This is a genomic window from Streptomyces sp. PU-14G (genome assembly GCF_041028275.1).
Taxonomy (GTDB): Bacteria; Actinomycetota; Actinomycetes; order Streptomycetales; family Streptomycetaceae; genus Streptomyces.
Map to the genome: position 1 here is coordinate 14819 of NZ_JASKYT010000033.1, position 18181 is coordinate 32999.

The following is an 18181-nucleotide window of genomic DNA, read 5'->3' on the forward strand; positions in this document are numbered from 1 at the left end:
ACGCACCGACGTGCTCGGTGGGCGGAGACAGGTGGACCGGTGAGCGGCCGGCGGGTACGTGTCACCTCGCGGTGGCCCACGACCGCCACACCTCGTCGAGTCCGGCGCTGTCGCGGGCAGCGCCGGGTGTCACGGTGCGGGCCAGGGCGCCGGGTCCTGCCAGCGGCGTCGCCAGAGGAGGGTGCGGCCGGGCGGGGGTGCGGCCGAAAGCGGCGACCGCGTCCACCACCCGTGAGCTGCCGAGGATCCCCGGCAGCTCACGCTCCTCGTGGTCCGTCAGGTCCAGTTCCTCGACGAACAGCTCCCGGCCCTCGTGCAGGACGCGGGTCGCGGAACGCACGCTGCCTCCGCGTTCCGCGCAGCGTCCCAGCACGAGGGTGTCCCGCCAGAGCATCGTGGCCCCTTGTCCGAGGGACACCTCGAGCCCGCGGTCGACCCGGGCACCGCCCGCGGCCACGAACGGCTTGCCCTCCCACTGGAGCCGCCCGCCGGCCGCGACGGTCACCCGGGCACGCCATGAGGAGACGCCTCCCCTGTGGTCGTAGGCCACCAGCCCGGCCGTCTCCGTCAGTTCCAGCTCGGCGCCCGGGCCGACCGAGACGTCGAGCGCGAGGGCGTCACCGGCCAGCAGCCCGGCTGTGGTGCCGACGAGGGCGATGCGGGCCGTGCCGCCCCGCGCGTGCAACGGCATCGGCGCCAGGAACGCGCCGGGGCGCAGCGTGGTGATCCGGTTGCGGGCGCCGTCGCGCTCGACGGCCACGACGGTGGGCCGGGAAGTCTCCCCGACGCGGCGGGCGTCGTCCTGGCCGCTTGCGGGCGGAGCCTCGTACTGCCCGCTCACGGGTGGGGATGCGCGTGGGAGTGCGGCGCCATGGGGCCCGGATCCCGGGGGACGAGGGTGCCGGCCCGGTGGCGGGCGAGCGTGTCGCGCAGCCACGCCGCGAGTTCGGCGACCGAGCCGGAATCCTCCTTCGAGAGCGCCAGCACGGGCCGCCCCTCCCGGGCGCTTCTTGCGTCGGCCACCATGCGGGTGACGTCGACACCGACGTACGGTGCCAGGTCCGTCTTGTTGACGACCAGCAGATCGGCACCGCGGATGCCGGGCCCGCCCTTGCGTGCGACATCGCCTCCGCCCGCGACGTCGAGGCAGAAGATCTGGGCGTCGACGAGCGCGGGGCTGAAGGTGGCGGTGAGGTTGTCCCCACCGCTTTCCACCAGCACCACGTCGAGCGGCCCGTGCGCCGCCTCCAGGTCCTCGACGGCGTCGAGGTTGGCGCTGATGTCGTCGCGGATGGCGGTGTGCGGGCAGGCCCCGGTCTCGACCGCGTGGATCCGGTCGGTGGGCAGGACACCGGCGGACCGCAGGAAGCGGGCGTCCTCGTCGGTGTAGATGTCGTTGGTGACGACCGCCATGGCCATGCCGCCGGCCAGTTCCCTGCACAGCGTGGCGAGGATCGAGCTCTTGCCGGTGCCGACGGGCCCGGCGACTCCGACACGGAGCGCGCGGCGTGCCGGCTCGTGCGCGGATGAGGAGCTGCTGGGGGCAGCGGATGAGGGAAGAGAGCTGTCAGGCAAGGAAGAGTCTCCTGTCGTTGTGTGGGTGTTCGAGCGCCCACTGTTCGGTCAGTGGTGCGGATCGTGCGGGCAGGCTGTCGGCCGAGGTGACCGCCCTCGACTCGGCCACCGCGGCCTCCACGTGCTGTTCGCAGGCGAGGATCCAGGCGACCGCGTCCAGCGGGTCGCCCGGCAGGAGTTTCAGCGCCGCGGAGGTGACGGTCTGGAGGTCGTCGTAGAGCACGGTGCGCGCCAGTGCCGCCTCTCCCACGCCGAGGGCAGCCGCGAGCGCTCCGGTCACGACCGGGCGCATGGGTCGCGCGGGCGTGGTACCCGGCGGCGCCGCACGCTCCAGTGCGAGGACCGCGGGGTGGTCGGCGGCGAGCCGGCGCGCGAGCCGGTGGACGCCGCGGCCCAGCGCCGCTGACGCCTCGCGCAGCGGAGCGGTGGGGGTGCGGGCGGCCAGCGCGGCCTGTACGGGGGCGTGGTCGACCGGGTCGCGCCGCCCCGCCCGCAGCGCCAGCACGGCCGCTGCGGCTTCCGTGACGGAGACGGTACGCAGCCGCGCCCGCAGCAGTCCGGGGACCTGGTCGCGGGTCAGGCCCGCCGCCACCGCGGGCTCCAGGCCGGCGCTGTAGGTGTAGGCGCCGACCGGGAGCCTGCCGTCGCACAGCAGCAGGGTCGCGAGTTCGCCGGTCATCAGCTCACCCCGTCAGAAGAGGCTGTAGCGCTGGGCGAGCGGCAGGCGTTCAGCGGGCTCCGGCACCACAGGTTCTCCGTCGACGCGGATACTGAACGTCTCCGGGTCGACCTCGATGGCCGGGAGTGCCGTGTTGTTGGGCAGGGCGGCCTTGGTCAACTGCCGCGTGGGCCGTACGGGCAGCAACTGCCGGGTCAGGCCGAGCCGGTCGGCGAGGCCGTCGTCGAGCGCGGCGGGTGAGACGAAGCTGACCGACAGATGCGCTCCGGCCGCCGCAGCCGCCGAGGGCCGCAGGAGCACCGGCTGTGTGGTGGGGATGGCGGCGTTGGGGTCGCCGACCGGCGCGTGGACGACCATGCCGCCCTTGAGGACGGCGGCCGGACGGATACCGAAGAACGCCGGGTCCCACAGCACCAGATCGGCGAGTTTTCCCGGCTCGACGGAGCCGACGACATGGTCGATGCCATGGGCGACGGCGGGGCAGATGGTGTACTTGGCGACATAGCGGCGGGCCCGTGCGTTGTCCGCGGGCAGCCCGTCCTCGTCGCGCACGCCGAAGCGCTCCTTCATCACGTGGGCCACCTGCCAGGTCCGGCAGATCACTTCACCGATCCGGCCCATGGCCTGGGCGTCGGAGGAGGTGATGGACAGCGCGCCGATGTCGTGCAGCACGTCCTCCGCGGCGATGGTGGTGGCGCGGATGCGGGATTCGGCGAAGGCCAGGTCCTCCGGTACCGCGGGGTTGAGATGGTGGCAGACCAGCAGCATGTCGAGGTGTTCGTCGACCGTGTTGACGGTGTGCGGGAGGGTCGGATTCGTCGACGCGGGAAGGATGTTGCTGTGCGCGGCGACCGTGATGATGTCGGGGGCGTGCCCACCGCCCGCGCCCTCGGCGTGGAAGACGTGGATGCCGCGCCCGGCGATCGCGCCCAGTGTGCCCTCGACATAGCCGGTCTCGTTGAGGCTGTCCGCGTGCAGCGCGACCTGGAGACCGAAGTCGTCCGCGGCGCGCAGGGCTGCGTCGATGGCGGCCGGTGTCGCGCCCCAGTCCTCGTGGACCTTGTAGCCGCCCGCTCCGGCCAGCGCCTGCTCCCGCAGCGCCTCGGTGCCGACGGTGCTGCCCTTGCCGAACAGCATGACGTTCAGGGGGAGGTGGTCCAGCGCCCGGTGCATCATGCTCAGATGCCACTGCCCAGCGGTGACGGTGGTCGCCTTGGAGGCCTCCGTCGGTCCTGTGCCGCCACCGATGACGGTGGTGGTGCCGGTGGCGAGGGCCTCTTCGAGGGATTCAGGCGCCAGCACGTGTACGTGTGTGTCCACGGCGCCGGCCGTCAGGATGCGGCCCTCGCCCGACACGACGTCCGTGCCAGGACCGATGACCAGGTCGGGGTGGACCCCGTCGCTGATGTCCGGGTTCCCCGCGCGCCCCAGGGCGACGATGCGGCCGTCCCGGACGCCGACGTCCGTCTTGATCACCCCCCAGTGGTCGAGAACCACCACGTTGGTGATCACCAGGTCCACGGCGCCGGCCGCCCGTGACGCGGTGGACTGCGCCATGGACTCGCGGATCGACTTGCCTCCGCCGAAGACCGCCTCGTCACCGCCGAAGCACCGGTCCTCCTCGACTTCGATCCACAGGTCCGTGTCACCGAGTCGGATGCGGTCCCCTCGCGTCGGCCCGTACAGCGCGACGTAGGCGGCCCGGGACACCTCGGCCATCTCTTTCCCTTCCTCTCAGCGACTTCAGGCTGTCTTGCAGCGGCTTCAGGCTGTCTTGCGCGCCGAGCGCTTCGGCTGCGTGCCGTCCCGGCGTCTCCCCGGTGCGAGCGCGTCGCCGCCCGTACCGTCGCGTACGAGGATTCCGGGCACTCTCGCGTGGCCGCCGAGGCGCACCAGCGGAACCTCGACGGCGAATCCCGGCTCGAAACGCACTGACGTGCCGGAAGGAATGTCCAGCCGAAAACCGTGCGCGGCAGCCCGGTCGAAAGAAAGCGCCGGATTCGCGTCCGGAAAATGCAGATGCGATCCCACCTGGATCGGCCGATCACCTTCGTTGACGACCGCGAGAAGCATTTTCTCGCCGTATGCGTTGATGCTCAGTATCTCGGTGCCCGGGCGCACCTCGCCGGGGATCACGGGATCGGTTCGGTGAGCGTGACGAGCTTGCGCCCATCCGGGAACGTTGCCTCCACCTGCACATCGTGGAGCATCTCCGGGACGCCTTCCATGACGTCTTCGCGGGTCAGGACATCCCTCCCCTGACTCATGAGATCGACGACCCGGGCTCCCTCACGGGCTCGTTCGAGCACCCAGCAAGAGAGCAGGGAAACGGCTTCCGGATAGTTGAGCCTGATTCCACGGGACCTGCGGTCGCGTGCGACCATCCCGGCCACGCACAACAACAGTTTCTCCGTGTCGGAGGGGACAAGAAGCATGGGTTTACTCCACGGCAGGGTCCGGAAATAATTCCGAGACCGCGAAAGCATTGCCCCTCTTATAAGTCCTCGCGGAGCGCGACGGCAAACCGCGGAGCGCGGCATAATGTCTGTTTTTAACGATTGACCCTGTTAAATACGGGCAAATCCGTCAAAAAACTTTGCCGTGGCTTTACTTGCGGGCATGTCCCACCGGCCGGGACAGCGCACCCGCGGGCATGTCGGCGGACGAGCGCGAGCTCATAGCCCTGCTCAACGAGCGCCGCCCAGCCGCTCTCCTCCCCCAGGGCGAGGAGAGCGGCGCACTGGCCTCCCAGGCCGAACCGTGCTCCTCCGCCAGTCTCGCGAAGGGCGCTCTCGCACACTGCGGCCACGAAGTGCTGTTCATGGGCGGTTCGGGCACGCGGCCCGAGGCCATGCTCGAAGCCTGGTTCAACAGCCCAGGCCACAAGACGGCGCTCACCTACGGCAGCTCGACCAAGGCGGGCGCGGGCATCGTGACCGACGACTCCGGTCGGCTCGTCACAGCCCTCACCATCGACTACTGGGCAGCGGGCGACCGGGGGCCGGACGAGGTACTGGCCCCGGCGGAACGGTCACCCGGAGGCGAAACCGACCTGGCCCCGCCCCCGTCACACCGCGTCGCCGCGTCGCCCGAGGTCAGTCCGGTTCGACCGCCCCGGAGGGCATGACCCCTTTCACCGGCGAGCCGTCGGGCCGGGAAAGCGTGTAGTGGCGGATCAGGTAACCGCGTGGGGAGGTCACCCGGTCCTCAGTCACCACCGCATGAACGAGTTGTCCGCGTGAGCGCATCACCATATCGGCGCGCAGTTCGACGACGCACAGAAAGTAGACGACCGCGAGATACATGACGAGCGGTATCACGACAATGAGGCCCATGTGTTGTGCGAGGCAACTCATCAATACCGCCAGCACCGCGAAGTAGACGACCCAGCAAAGCGGCACGGCCCAGCGGGGGAAGGAGTTCGCATGCGGCCGTGACACCGGCGAAGCCGCCGAGCATCCATCCGCAGTTCACGAGCATCCACCCGGTCCGCCGGGGCGATTCCATACCTCTCCTCGGAACTCGGCATCACCGGACGCCTTAGGCTTCGCCGAACCCGGTGCCTCCGGCTCCTCGTTCTCCCTATCAGCCCCACCCGCACCACCGGTTACCGCGCGGCGCGTTCGAGAACGTCCGCGCCCCGGGCCTGCTCACCCGGGTTGCCGGCGTGAGGGAGTTCCGGGAGTCCAAGGGGACGGCCGCGTTAGTCCATGGAGTCGCCCTCGGGAGCCGAGTAGAGAATTCCACGAGGGCGGATACCCGGTCTCCGAGCCGGTTCCGGGTCCGTTCGAGGTTTTTCATGGGACAGGGAAGTGCCGATGTCGGAAAGCGCGGTTTCCCTTCTCCCTCCCCCCACAGAGAAGAGGAAGAACATGTCAGTAGTCGGGACACTCCGCCGTTGCGCGATACCCGCCGCGGCTGCTGCTGCTTTGCTGGCTGCGACGCCGCACACGGCGTCCGCGGCTGTCGGGGGCGGCAACGTGTCGGTCGGCTGGTCGATCGACGGCACGCCGTCCTCGGGGATGAGCAACATCACCTTCCCCATCACCGTCAATCCGGCCACCGCCCACCAGGAGGGGATCTACTTCGCCCAGCAGTACAGCTTCGCGAACGGCATGGGCTACACCGGTCTGCAGCCGCGGGAGAACAGCGGGTCGAGCGAACGCTTGTCCGCCCGCTTCTCCACCTTCACGGAAGGGGCGACCACCTCCGACCCGCTCTGCCATGAGGGAGCCGACGGCGGCCCCGGTGTCACCTGCGCGGTGGACTTCGACGCCGTGTACGGCCACCGCTACGACATCAAGGTCGAGCGGACCGGAACCGACACCTGGAGCGGCACGGCGACGGACACCGTCACCGGCAAGGCCACCCACCTGGGCACGTACACGCTGCCGGCCGGGAGCGGCAGTCTCCAGGGTTCCCAGGGAGGCTTCGTGGAGTACTACCTCGGGATTCCCAGCTGCGCTCAGATGCCCAGATCGGATGTGGTCTTCGGCGGTCCGACCTCCACGGACGCCGGCGGGCTGAGCGGTACGTCCAGGGCGAACTACGAGTACAGCGACTGCGTCGGCGAGTCCGACTACCATGCCGAGAACGACGGCGCCGGTACGCATGTGACGCGCGGTTTCGTCTCCTGAGACCCGGACGTGTGCCCCGAGCCGTTCGCCGGCCCTTCCGGCGGACGGCTCTCCGGCTCCCGTCCCACTCTCAGCCGTCCCGCTCTCGGCGGTCCCGCTCTCGGCCGTTCCGCACCCGGCGGTCCGGCTTCAGCGTGCATGGCCATGCAGAGGGAAGGAAGCCTACCCGGAGCGGAAGGGTTCATTCCTGTGTTGTTGTTCATCGCTGAACAACCGCCGAATTACCGTGCATACAGGGCGAATCGCCCCTTGGGGCTCGTCTAGGGTGCCACCCCATGAGCACCACCCGGTTCCCCAGCAGTCAGCAGAACAATCCACAAAGCGCACATACCTATGCGACCCCGCCCGTCCCCGGCGGCTCCGCCGGGGAGCCCGGCCGGAACCGGTCTGCCGACGGCCTCACAGCCCCGGGGCGCGGTGCGGGTGCTGCGGCACATATGGATTCCCCTCAAGGACGGAACGCGGCTCGCAGCCCGGGTGTGGCTCCCGGAGGGCGCGCGCGGGCCGGTGCCGGCCGTCCTGGAGTACATCCCCTACCGCAAGAACGACGGCACCGCGCCCCGGGACGCGACCTTGCACGGACAGTTCGCGCAGGCCGGGTACGCCGCCGTGCGCGTGGACTGCCGGGGCAGCGGCGACTCGGACGGCGTGATGCTGGACGAGTACCACCAGCAGGAGCTCGACGACGCGCTGGAGGTGCTGGCCTGGATCGAGGAGCAGGAGTGGTCCGACGGGCAGGTCGCGATCATCGGAAAGTCCTGGGGCGGCTTCAACGGGCTCCAGATCGCCGCTCTGCGGCCCCCGCAGTTGCGGTGCATCGTCACCGTCTGTTCCACGGACGACCGGTACGCCGATGACGTGCACTACGCCGGCGGCTGCCTGCTGGCCTCCGAAATGCTGCCGTGGGCCGCGACGATGCTCGCCTACAACGCCCGCCCGGGCGACCCCGCGGTGCTCGGCGACGCGTGGCGCGCCCAGTGGCTGGAGCGGCTGGAGTCGACCGTCCCGTACGCTCAGACGTGGCTCGCCCACCAGCGGCGTGACGCCTACTGGCAGCACGGCTCCGTCTGCGAGGACTTCTCCGCGATCCAGGTCCCCGTCTATGCCGTCGGCGGCTGGCTGGACCCCTACCGGGGTGCGGTCTTCCGGCTGCTCGAACACCTGGATGCGGACAACGCCCCCGCCAAGGCGCTGATCGGCCCGTGGGCGCACACCTATCCGCACCAGGCCGAGCCGGGTCCCGCCATGGACTTCCAGGGCGAGTGCGTGCGCTGGTTCGACCACTGGATGCGCGGCGCGGACAACGGGATCATGGAGGAGCCACGGCTGCGTGCCTGGATCCCCGACTCGACGCCCGTGGGCAGCGACCGCGAAGTGCGCCCCGGGCGCTGGGTCACCGAGCCGTCCTGGCCCACTCGGGGTGTCGAGCCGCAGCGCATCCCGTTGCGCGCCTGGTCGGACGGCCGGGCGACGGCGCTGCTGCGCTCCGCGCTGGCGGTCGGCGCAGCGTCGGGCGATTTCCTCAAGTTCGGTGACGTCCCCGGCCAGTACGGGGACCAGGCAGCCGACGACGGGCGCTCGTACACCTTCACGGGGCCGGTGCTGGAGGAGACCGTCGAGATTCTCGGCGTGCCCTCCGTCACCTTGCGCGTCACCGCCGACCGGCCGCGGGCACAGCTGGCGGTGCGGCTGTGCGAGGTGTTCCCGGACGGCTCGTCGAAGCTGGTCACCACCGGGCTGCTCAACCTCACCCACCGCGACGGGCACGCCGAGCCCGAGCCGCTGGAGCCCGGCCGCGCCTACGACGTGCGGGTGCCGCTGTTCGCCATCGGGCACGCCTTCGGCGCGGGCAACCGCGTCAGGGTCTCCGTCTCCGCGTCGCTGTGGCCGTGGGTGTGGCCGTCGCCAAACGAGGCAACGGTTCAGCTGGAGACGGCACACGGTGAGCTGACGCTTCCGGTCCGTGCGCCCCGGCCCGAGGAGGAGGGCGCGCTGCCGGCGTTCGCACCGCCCCGCGAAGGCCCGCCGCACAGCATCGAGGTGACCGGCATCCCCGGCGCGCGCACCGTCTTCTTCGACCAGGCCAGCGGTGAGCAGACCGTCGTCACGACGCCCGCGGACGGAACGATGGTCGACCACGCCGACGGACTCACCCGCACAGGGCGCGACCTCAACCGCTTCCGTCTCACCGAAGGCGACCCGCACTCGGCCCTCGTCGAGTGCGAGCGCGAGGAGTCGATCCGCCGCGACGACTGGGCCACGCGGGTGCACACCCTCTCGCGGATGACGGCCGACGGCGACGACTTCCTCGTCGTCAACACCCTCCGCGCCTACGAGGGGACTCCCCGGCCTGACGGCGACGGCGAGCGGCAGGTCTTCGCGCGTACCTGGTCCTACTCCGTCCCCCGGGACCAGGTGTGAGGGCGCGCGCGCACCGGCGTGCGTGGGCGGGAGCGCTGGCGCTGGTGTGCCTGGCGGCCCTGACGGGCTGCGGGGGCGCCGCCGCGTCGGCGACCGGTGGCAGACCCACCGTCGTCATCGGCGCAAAGCAGTTCACGGAGCAGTGGATCATCGGTGAGATGTACCGGCAGGCCCTCACCGAGGCCGGCTACGACGTCGAACTGAAGAACAACATCGGCAGCACGGAGATCATCGACGGAGCGCTCACCTCGGGCCAGATCGACCTGTACCCCGAGTACACCGGGGTGATCCTCCAGGTGCTGGCCAGGGACGCGAGCATCCCGCACTCGGCGCGGGACACCTTCGTCAAGGCCAAGGCGTTCCAGGAGAAGCGCGGGCTGACGATGCTCCAGCCCACTCCCTTCCAGAACAAGAACGCCGTGGCCGTCAAGCCGGCGTTCGCGAAGAAGCACGGGCTCAAGACGATCGGCGACCTGAAGAAGGCGGGGCACATCCGCTTCGCTGAGTACCCCGACAACATCTCGGGGGCGCTGGGCTACACCGAACTGGTGAAGGAGTACGGCCTGACGGACACGAAGGCCAGGTCGCTCACCATCGGTCTCCAGTACAAGGCGCTCGACCACGGGGACGTCGAGGCCGCCGACGTCTTCACCACCGACCCGCAACTCGCCCGCGGCGACTACACGCTGCTCGAGGACGACAAGAACTTCTACGGATTCCAGAACGTCGCTCCGGTCGTGCACAAGGACGTGCTCAAGGAGCAGGGACCCGAGTTCGCCGAGACGCTGAACAAGGTCGACGCGCTGCTCACCGAGAAGGCCGTGCAGCAGCTCAACCGGGCCGTCGACACCGTGCGACTGACCCCTGCCGAGGTCGCCGGAAAGTTCCTCGAGGCCAACGGCCTGCTCTGAGCCCGAAGGCCCCTTCGCCGGCTCGCCTCGACCGGCACCCCGCCCAGGCGCGCCCTGCCCCGGCGCGCCTCGACCAGGAGAACCACCCATGTCTCAGGCCGGCCCTGAAACCCCTGCCGCCGCGCAGGACATCGTCTTCGACCGCGTGGTCAAGACGTACCCGAACGCCACCGAGCCCGCCGTCGACGACCTGTCGCTGACCGTCCCGGCCGGCGAGATCTGCGTGCTGCTCGGTCCGTCCGGCAGCGGCAAGACGACAGCCCTGATGATGGTCAACCGGCTCGCGGAGATCACCGGCGGTGACATCCGTATCGGCGGGCGCTCCATCCGCGACCTCGACCCGATCCAGCTGCGCCGCTCGATCGGGTACGTCATCCAGCAGACCGGGCTCTTTCCGCACCTGTCCATCGCGGAGAACGTCGCGACCGTGCCCAAGGTGCTCGGCTGGGACAAGAAGCGCGTCAAGGACCGCGTCGGTGAGTTGCTCGAACTGGTGGGGCTGCCCGTCGGCGAGTTCGGCAGGCGCTATCCCTCGCAGCTGTCCGGCGGTCAGCGCCAGCGCGTCGGGATCGCCCGCGCGCTGGCGGCCGACCCGCCCGTGATGCTGATGGACGAGCCGTTCGGCGCGCTGGACCCGATCACCCGTGAGCACGTGCAGGACGAGTTCCTCGCACTGCACGAGCGCCTGCGCAAGACCGTCATCTTCGTCAGCCACGACATCGACGAGGCCGTGAAGATGGGTGACCGGATCGCGATCTTCCGGGAGGGCGGGAAGCTCGCCCAGTACGACACTCCGCGCGCCCTCCTCAAGCAGCCCGCGGACGAGTTCGTCGCCCGCTTCGTCGGCGCCGACCGCGGCCTCAAGCGGCTGACGCTCACGCGCCTCGCCGACCTGGTCCACAGCGGCGACCTGTCCCCCGCCGGGCCGGACGACGCGCGTCTGCCCGCCCTCGCCGCGGACGCCAGCCTGCGCTCCGCGCTCTCGCTGATGGTCGCCGAGGGCACCGAAGGCGTCCGCGTCACCGAGTCCACCGGCGCCGAGTCCCCCGGCGCCGAGTCCCCCGGCGCCCAGTCCGCCGTCACCGAGTCCGCCGGTGCCGAGTCCACCCGCGCCGGTGAGGCGGGCGGTGCGGGCGGCCCGGAAGCCGGCGGCAAGGTGCTGGGCGTCGTCTCCCTGGACGCCGTACGGAAGGCGGGTGCCGCGTGAGCGCGAACCCGGTCATCCCCGACTACGGCGACCCCAGCGCCTGTGTCGCCCGGGACGCCACCTTCTGCACCGACTGGTTCGGCGACCACTGGTGGAACCTGTTCTGGCCCGCCCTGGTGCAGCACCTCGAACTGACCCTGGTCGCTGTCGCCCTCGGCTTCGTCCTCGCCGTCGCCGCCGCCGTGATGTGCCACTTCAAGAAGTGGCTGACCGCGCCCGTCTCCGGCGTGACCTCGTTCCTGTACACGGTGCCGCCGCTGGCACTCTTCCAACTGCTGGTGCCCGTCACCGGCTTCTCCGTACTCACCGTGGAGACCGCACTCGTCCTCTACAGCCTCTATCTGCTGTTCACCACGATCCTCACCGGGCTGCGCGAGGTGCCCGAGGACGCGGTGCGCGCGGCGCGCGGCATGGGACTGACCCGCCGGCAGATCCTCTTCAAGGTCGAGATGCGGCTCGCCGTCCCGTCGCTGATCTCCGGGCTGCGGGTGACGACCGTCATGACCATCGGGATCGTCGCCATCGCCGCCTACGTCGTCGACCAGGGCCTCGGCTCGCTGATCCTCAAGGCGCTCCAGTCGCCGTTCAACACCCAGTTCATCGGCGCAGGCGCGCTCGCCGTCGCCCTCGCCCTGGCCGCCGACGGTGCCCTCGTGCTCGCCGGGCGGCTGCTCACCCCGTGGGCGCGGACGAGGAGGGCCGCATAACCATGTCCACCTTCCTGGGCTCCTTCACCTTCATGCGGGACCAGCTTTCCCTGCTGCTGGACAAGACCGGCCAGCACGTGTGGATGTGCGCCGTCGTCATCGCCGTCTCGCTGGTCGTCGCGGTGCCGCTCGGGCTGTGGCTCGGCCACCTGCACAAGGGCGAGTTCCTCACCACGAGCATCTCCAACATCGGCCGCGCCCTGCCCAACCTCGCCGTCATCGCCATCGGTCTGGGCATCTTCGGGCTGACCTTCACCAACATCGCCATCGCCCTGCTCATCACGGCCATCCCGCCGATCCTGAGCCAGGCCTACCTCGCCGTCGACCAGGTCGACCCCGACCTGGTGCGCTCCGCACGCGGCATGGGCCTGACGCCCGCGCAGGTGCTGTTCAAGGTCGAGCTGCCGCTGGCACTCCCGCTGCTGTTCTCCGGCATCAGGATCGCGGTGGTCTACGTGATTTCCAGCGCCACGCTCGCCACCGTCGCGGGCGGCGGCGGTCTCGGTGACATCGTGCTGGGGCAGGCCACCTACGGGCTCGAAGGCGTCATCGCCGCGGCGCTGTGGGTCGCGGTCCTGGCGCTGGCCGCCGACGCCGTTCTCGCGCTTCTCCAGCGTCTCCTCGTTCCGAGGGGGCTGCGGACCACCCGCTGAGGCGGGCGGCTCCCCGGCCGCACAGAGCGGGTGGGGGGGCCGCTCCCCCGGGCACACAGCGGCGGCGGAAGCAGCGGCTGTTCAGGCCGCGTGGACAGCGGCAGCGGGCGGCGGCTGTTCAGGCCGCGTGCCACTTGGCCAGCAACGCGGCGCCGAGGGCGCAGACCGCGACGCCCAGCAGGAGATACCGGGCCCACCCCACCCAGCGAGGAACCGTTTCTTCGTGCCACTCGACTTCTCTCACGCCGCGTCCAACGACGCACCGGACTCGCGGCAACGTGCGGCACCCCCGCCGTTATGCGATTGTCATCCGATCCGGGTCACACCCCGCCCGTCTCCAGCCCGGCGAGGCGGGAGGTACCGGCGTAGAGCAGGCGCCCGTCGCGGCGGATGCGTACGTGCAGTCGTCCCGCCAGGTGCTGGAGGGAGTGGCCGAAGCGGTACGGATCGAGCAGCGGCACAGGCAGCCGGAGCGGTCGCTCGCCCGCGGCCGTGCCGGTCATCTCGACCTGGTAGCGCGGTGAGCGGCCCGTGACGTGCCATCTGCCGTCCCGAACGCCGGCGCGCACCCGGGCCCCGGGCGGAACGAGGCTCACCGTCCGGCCGCCGATACCGACGACGAGCCCGCCCACGGGCAGCGTCAGCCTGCCGCGGCCCAACAGGCCTCCCGCGAAGGCGACACACAGGTCAGGCCGGTCGAAGCCGTGGGCCTGACCCCACCACCAGGCACGGGGAAAGCCCCTGCCCCAGGACTTCTCCGCGTAGACCTGGCAGCCTGACAGGTCCCAGGTGCGGCCCTGCAACCGCGCCGTCCCCTCCACTGTGGCGCCGAACAGGTGAGGGTGCCAGTAGTGGTTGAGCCCGGGGACGAGGGAGAAGACGCCGCTGCCGTGCAGGAGGCGGCGCGGCGGCCAGGTGTGGAAAGGGCGCAGCACGCACCGGATGTCCACCTCGTCACCGACGCGTGCCCGCAACCGGTCGCCGGTCAGGTCGAGGGCGGGGTGCGCGGCGATGCGGTGAGCGGTGGTGTCGGCCCCGGTTCCGTCGATGCTGGCCGAGCGCACCAGACCGTCGGGGTGGGAGGCGGCGACGACTGTGGTCCAGGGATGCCGCGGGTGGTGGTTGACACCGCAGGCGAGCAGAAGGACGCGGCCGTCGACCGGGTCCGTGAAGCGCCACAGATACCCCTCCATGGGGGCCGGGTGAGCGGGCAGGGGATCGCCGCGAGGGAGGTCTGCTCCGGTGGCCCGCCAGCGGCGGCGCAGACTCGCCCGCCAGCGGTGGCCCGGGCCTCGCTCGCTCGCCGGTGCGTCGCGGGCGGCGGCGCGGAGCCGGGCGAGGAGGCGGCGGTGTGTGCTCATGTCCGCCGTGCCGTCACGTAGTGCGCGGTCGCCAGCAGTTCCGTGCGGACGCGGGCGGGCATCGGCAGGCCGGCGAGGACGCTGAGGGCCGCCTCCTGCCGGCGGCGCGCCTCCGCCTCGGTCGCGGTCCGGCCGCCCGCGGCTTCGGTCAGCTCCAGGGCCGTGTGCAGGTCCTCGGTGGACAGCCGTCCCTCGGAGCGCCGCAGGAGAGCGTGCAGCCGGTCACCGGCCGTGGTGCCGGAGTTGAGCGCCGCGACGAGGGGCAGGGTCCGGCGGCCTTCGCTCAGGTCGGTGCCGACGGGCTTTCCGGTGCCGGCCGGCTCGCCCCACAGGCCGAGGAGGTCGTCGGCGCACTGGAAGGCGACGCCGAGTCCGCGCCCGAACAGGGCGAACCGCGCCACCTCCCGCGGCCCGCCCCCGGCCAGCAGTGCCCCGATGGCGGTGGCCGCGGCCAGCAGTGCGCCCGTCTTGGCGGAGGCCGCACGGCGGTAGTCCGCGAGGGTCACGGAGCCGGGGCCGCTCCAGGGCGCCCGGGTGAAGGCGTGGTCGTACGCCTGCCCGTGCAGTGTGGTGATCATGGCGCGGGTCAGCAGGGTGAGGGCCCAGCAGGACCGCTGGGTACGCGGCGCGGCCAGCGTGTCAGCGGCGAGCGCGTACAGGCCGTCTCCGGCCAGCAGGGCCGGCCCCGTGCCGTACTGCTGCCACAGTGCGGGCCGGCCCCGGCGGGTGTGGTCGCCGTCCATGATGTCGTCGTGGACGAGGGCGAAGTTGTGCACGAGTTCGACGGCGGCGGCCCCCGGGGTGGCGTGTTCGGCGGGCGCGCCCAGCGCCTCCGCCGCGAGGTAGGCCAGCGCCGGGCGGACGGCCTTGCCCGGCATGGCGCGGTCGGTGGGGGTCCCGTCGGGCCCCCACCATCCGAAGTGGTAGCCGCTCATCCGGGACAGCTGCTGCGGCAGTCTGTGCACGGCCTCGCGCAGCGTGGGCTCCAGCCGTGCGTGCGCCCGTCGGCAGACCGACACGGCGGTCTCGTGAGCCCTCGCCGGGGAACTCACCGCTGCGCTCATCGCGCCTCGCGCCCCTCCCGTACGGGCTCCCCGGGCAGGGGGCGCGGCTTCGTGGGTGCGTGGCGCTCCGGCGGCGGGGGCGCGACCGCCGTGCCGGTGTCCTCGTGGTGTGCGGGGCGCCGGGCGGCGGCAACAGCCCGGTACAGCCACACGGTGAACAGCAGTGCGGTTCCGCCTGCGATGGCGTTCCAGAGCGCGGGGGCCGGGTGCCCTGCGAGCAGCAGGTCGGCGAGGAGGGCGAGCATGGTCGCGCAGGTGGTGAGCGGCAGTTGCATGGACGCCCAGAAGGTCACGGCGTCCGAGCGCCTGGTATCCGACATGGCGTCGGTGCGCAGACCGCGCACCACGAGGCCCGCGACCGGTGCGACCAGCAGCTGTGCGGCGGCCACCACCGGGGGCAGTACCTGGGTGAGGGCCAGGACGAGCACGCCCGCGTACAGGAGGGCCTGACCCGCCGTGTAGACGTGGGTGAGCCGGCGGGGGCCGAGCATGCCGGCCAGGGTCGCCTTGCCCACCAGGGTGTCACCCTCGATGTCCGCGAGGTTCATCACCAGGCAGCGCAGCACCTGGAGCGCCGCGACGAAACCCGTGCACCACAGGAGCAGCGCGCCGAGTCCGCCGGGCTGCAGGACGGCGGCGAGGAGAGGCCCCATTCCGTACAGGACGGCCGCGCAGCTCGCCTCGCCCAGCGCGTGGTAGTTCAGCCGCAGCGGCGGTGCCGTGTAGAACCAGGCGAGTGCGGTCAGCGCGCCCGCCAGCAGCCGCGCGTGCAGGGTGGGCATCGCCAGGATGAGCGCCAGCGAGGTGAACAGCAGGACGAACGCGGCGCCGATGCTGGTGGTGGGGGTGAGCAGGCCGTCGACGAGGACGCGGCTGCCGCCCGTCCAGGCGGTCGGCCGCGGGTTCGCCCGGTCGGCCTCCAGGTCGAAGTACTCGTTGCAGAAGTGGGTCATCAGGTGCGTCGACCAGGCGAACGCCAGCGTCAGCAGGTACCAGGGCAGCGAGAAGGCGCCGGTCGCGTGGACGGCGAGGGTCACGCCGAACCCGGTCACCATCATGGACTGGAAGAGGAACTTGACCCTGGCGAGCTTGACGAAGGCGGCGAACGAGCCGGGCGCAGGTGAGGCGGGTGCCGGCGGCCGGCCACTCGTGCCTGGCGCGACGCTCACCTGTCCTGCTCGGAGGCGGGCTTGGAGGCGACGATGATGCCGTGGGGCGTCCAGCCGGGCACCTCAACGCGTTCGATGGCGGTGAAACCGGCCGCACGCAGGCACTCCTCGTGCAGCCGCCACGGATAGATCATGCCTCCCTCGGCCGGCAGCGAGGCGAAGTACACGCTGTCCAGGGCCGCCACGACGGGGCCGTCGCCCTCGTCGTTCGACATCGAGTTGAACAGGACGACACGCCCGCCGGGGTTGAGGGCGTCGTGGGCCTTGCGCAGCAGCGCGGTGTTCTGCTCTGGCGTCCAGATGACCAGCTGGTGGGCGAAGAGGACGCAGTCGTTCCCGCCGGGAAAGGCGTCGGCGAACATGTCGCACGGCTGTACGGAGACGCGCTCGCTCAGTCCCGCCTCGGAGATCTTCTTCTCCGTCATCCGGGCCGAGGAGGGGATCTCCAGGATGGTCGCCTCGAGGTGGGGGTGGCGCGCGACGAGGGCAAGCGCGTTGACGGCGTCGCCTCCGCCGCAGTCGAGGAGCCGGGCGGCGCCGTCGAGGTCGAGGGCGGAGACGAGGTGCGCGTTGGCCAGCTGGGACCAGGAGCGCATGTAGCGGTAGAACACCGTCTCCAGGTGGGGGTGGAGGCTGAAGCGGTGGTACAGGTCGGGGTGGTCCCCGGGGATGCGCCGCAGCCCCACGTTGGAGTTTTCGCGCAGGGAGTCGACGAAGTCCATCTGGCCCGGGTAGACGATGTGCTGTTCGAAGGCGACGGTGTCCTTCAGCTTGTTCCAGCTGCCTTCCTCGGCCAGCGACTCGATCAGCGCCGCCGCCCGGTAGCTTCCCTCCTCCTTGCGGGTGAGCCCCAGTGAGGTGCAGCCCAGCAGCAGGATGTCGGCGGCCCGCTCGGCCAGCCCCAACTCCGCCCTGATCTGAGTGGCGCTCAGTGGCCCCCGCTCCATGAGCAGGTCCAGCAGTTTCAGCTCGCAGGCGGCGTTGAGGTACTGGAACGCCGCGTGCCCGAAGAGCAGGAGGGACAGCCGGTCCATGTCCAGCTCGGCGGGGCGCGCGGGATCGGAAGCATCCGCCGTGTTCGACGGGACGGTCATCGCGGTGGTCATGTTTCCCTCTTGGCGTTCGTGGCTCGTCGACCGAGCGAAGGGTCGAAAGTGCGTTCCTGGGTGATCGGCGAAACGGCATGAAACGGGCAATACTCACTATACGCATCACGTAGCTACCTATAGTGATATCCCACATAATCGACGCAGGGAACGCGACCATGAAGCCGACGGCGCTCGACACGACCGAAGCCGCAGCAGACGCCCCCGCCGCACGCGCCCGAGACGGCGCCCGCCCGTGGGACGTCGCCGGAATCGACCACATCAGGCTGTGCGTGGGAAACGCCCGCCAGGCCGCCCACTTCTACGTCTCGGCCTTCGGCATGGAGATCACCGCGTCCCGGCGCCCGGAGAACTCGCCGCACGGACACGCCGAGTACGTGCTGACCTCCGGCGGCGTCCGCTTCGTGGTGACGGGCGGCGGGGAGCCCGACAGTCCCGCCGCCCGGTGGGCGGCGCTGCACGGCGACGGGGTCAGCGACATCGCTCTCCAGGTCGGCAACCTGGACGAGGGACTCGCGTACGCCACGCGCGCCGGCGCGCGGGTGCTCCAGGAACCGGCGACGGCGCAGGACGAGTTCGGTGCGGTACGCACGGCGGCCATCGCCACCTACGGCGAGCTGCGGCACACCCTCGTCGAGCGCCGCTCCTACCGCGGCCCCTTCCTGCCCGGCTTCCAGGCCCCCTCCCCCGG

The 18181-nt window shown here is 71.2% G+C and carries 20 protein-coding genes; 8 read left to right on the top strand and 12 right to left on the bottom strand.

Features of this window, described 5'->3' with window-relative positions:
• Positions 1-61: 61 nt before the first annotated feature.
• From AB8Z75_RS06520 to AB8Z75_RS06545, 6 genes are read right to left on the bottom strand one after another with little or no spacing between them, the layout of a single operon-like run.
• Complete coding sequence (locus tag AB8Z75_RS06520) at positions 62-841, bottom strand: urease accessory protein UreD (RefSeq protein WP_369200419.1); 780 nt, start codon at positions 839-841, stop codon at positions 62-64.
• Positions 838-1575, bottom strand: a complete 738-nt coding sequence (gene ureG / locus AB8Z75_RS06525; protein ID WP_369200420.1) for an urease accessory protein UreG — start codon at positions 1573-1575, stop codon at positions 838-840. Before ureG ends, AB8Z75_RS06520 begins: the two co-directional genes overlap by 4 nt.
• Complete coding sequence (locus AB8Z75_RS06530) at positions 1568-2254, bottom strand: urease accessory protein UreF (protein WP_369200421.1); 687 nt, start codon at positions 2252-2254, stop codon at positions 1568-1570. The genes ureG and AB8Z75_RS06530 overlap by 8 nt, the downstream gene beginning before the upstream one ends.
• A gap of 12 nt (positions 2255-2266) precedes the next feature.
• Positions 2267-3973, bottom strand: coding sequence for an urease subunit alpha (locus AB8Z75_RS06535; protein ID WP_369200422.1), 1707 nt, complete (start codon positions 3971-3973; stop codon positions 2267-2269).
• A 45-nt stretch (positions 3974-4018) separates the two neighbouring features.
• On the bottom strand, positions 4019-4390 hold the full coding sequence (gene ureB, locus AB8Z75_RS06540; RefSeq protein ID WP_369200423.1) for an urease subunit beta: 372 nt from the start codon (positions 4388-4390) through the stop codon (positions 4019-4021).
• Positions 4387-4689 (bottom strand): urease subunit gamma, encoded by a 303-nt coding sequence (locus AB8Z75_RS06545; RefSeq protein WP_369200424.1) that lies wholly within the window; start codon positions 4687-4689, stop codon positions 4387-4389. The genes ureB and AB8Z75_RS06545 overlap by 4 nt, the downstream gene beginning before the upstream one ends.
• A gap of 218 nt (positions 4690-4907) precedes the next feature.
• Between AB8Z75_RS06545 and AB8Z75_RS06550 the strand changes: the two genes are divergently transcribed.
• Positions 4908-5381: a CAP domain-containing protein gene (locus tag AB8Z75_RS06550; RefSeq protein ID WP_369200425.1), complete on the top strand. Its 474-nt coding sequence runs from the start codon at positions 4908-4910 to the stop codon at positions 5379-5381.
• On the opposite strand, the gene AB8Z75_RS06555 is transcribed toward AB8Z75_RS06550, so the two are convergent.
• Positions 5350-5694, bottom strand: a complete 345-nt coding sequence (locus tag AB8Z75_RS06555) for a hypothetical protein (protein WP_369200426.1) — start codon at positions 5692-5694, stop codon at positions 5350-5352. The genes AB8Z75_RS06550 and AB8Z75_RS06555 overlap by 32 nt on opposite strands.
• A gap of 489 nt (positions 5695-6183) precedes the next feature.
• Here AB8Z75_RS06555 and AB8Z75_RS06560 point away from each other — a divergent pair, with 489 nt between their 5' ends.
• From AB8Z75_RS06560 to AB8Z75_RS06585, 6 genes are all read left to right on the top strand, one after another.
• Positions 6184-6891 carry a hypothetical protein gene (locus AB8Z75_RS06560; protein WP_369200427.1) on the top strand — a complete coding sequence of 236 codons (708 nt, stop codon included), beginning with the start codon at positions 6184-6186 and terminating at the stop codon, positions 6889-6891.
• 423 nt (positions 6892-7314) lie between these two features.
• Positions 7315-9312, top strand: a complete 1998-nt coding sequence (locus tag AB8Z75_RS06565) for a CocE/NonD family hydrolase (protein ID WP_369200428.1) — start codon at positions 7315-7317, stop codon at positions 9310-9312.
• A complete protein-coding gene (locus AB8Z75_RS06570) occupies positions 9309-10223 on the top strand; it encodes a glycine betaine ABC transporter substrate-binding protein (protein ID WP_369200429.1) in 915 nt (304 codons plus the stop codon). Before AB8Z75_RS06565 ends, AB8Z75_RS06570 begins: the two co-directional genes overlap by 4 nt.
• 88 nt (positions 10224-10311) lie before the next feature.
• Positions 10312-11430, top strand: a complete 1119-nt coding sequence (locus AB8Z75_RS06575; protein WP_369200430.1) for an ABC transporter ATP-binding protein — start codon at positions 10312-10314, stop codon at positions 11428-11430.
• Positions 11427-12137 carry an ABC transporter permease gene (locus AB8Z75_RS06580; protein ID WP_369200431.1) on the top strand — a complete coding sequence of 237 codons (711 nt, stop codon included), beginning with the start codon at positions 11427-11429 and terminating at the stop codon, positions 12135-12137. Before AB8Z75_RS06575 ends, AB8Z75_RS06580 begins: the two co-directional genes overlap by 4 nt.
• A 2-nt stretch (positions 12138-12139) precedes the next feature.
• Positions 12140-12790, top strand: coding sequence for an ABC transporter permease (locus AB8Z75_RS06585; protein WP_369200432.1), 651 nt, complete (start codon positions 12140-12142; stop codon positions 12788-12790).
• 118 nt (positions 12791-12908) lie between these two features.
• On the opposite strand, the gene AB8Z75_RS06590 is transcribed toward AB8Z75_RS06585, so the two are convergent.
• The 5 genes from AB8Z75_RS06590 to AB8Z75_RS06610 all read right to left on the bottom strand — a co-directional run bounded on the left by AB8Z75_RS06590 (position 12909) and on the right by AB8Z75_RS06610 (position 17490).
• Positions 12909-13034 carry a hypothetical protein gene (locus AB8Z75_RS06590; RefSeq protein WP_369200433.1) on the bottom strand — a complete coding sequence of 42 codons (126 nt, stop codon included), beginning with the start codon at positions 13032-13034 and terminating at the stop codon, positions 12909-12911.
• A gap of 76 nt (positions 13035-13110) precedes the next feature.
• Positions 13111-14151 (bottom strand): tocopherol cyclase family protein, encoded by a 1041-nt coding sequence (locus tag AB8Z75_RS06595; protein WP_369200434.1) that lies wholly within the window; start codon positions 14149-14151, stop codon positions 13111-13113.
• Entirely contained in the window at positions 14148-15203 is a 1056-nt protein-coding gene (locus AB8Z75_RS06600) for a polyprenyl synthetase family protein (protein WP_369200435.1), read from the bottom strand. The genes AB8Z75_RS06595 and AB8Z75_RS06600 overlap by 4 nt, the downstream gene beginning before the upstream one ends.
• Before the next feature lie 8 nt (positions 15204-15211).
• Positions 15212-16384, bottom strand: coding sequence for a prenyltransferase (locus AB8Z75_RS06605; protein WP_369200436.1), 1173 nt, complete (start codon positions 16382-16384; stop codon positions 15212-15214).
• Positions 16381-17490, bottom strand: a complete 1110-nt coding sequence (locus AB8Z75_RS06610) for a methyltransferase (RefSeq protein ID WP_369200437.1) — start codon at positions 17488-17490, stop codon at positions 16381-16383. Before AB8Z75_RS06610 ends, AB8Z75_RS06605 begins: the two co-directional genes overlap by 4 nt.
• 158 nt (positions 17491-17648) lie before the next feature.
• On the opposite strand from AB8Z75_RS06610, the gene AB8Z75_RS06615 reads away from it, so the two are divergent.
• On the top strand, positions 17649-18181 hold a 533-nt coding region (locus AB8Z75_RS06615), incomplete at its 3' end, for a VOC family protein (protein WP_369200438.1).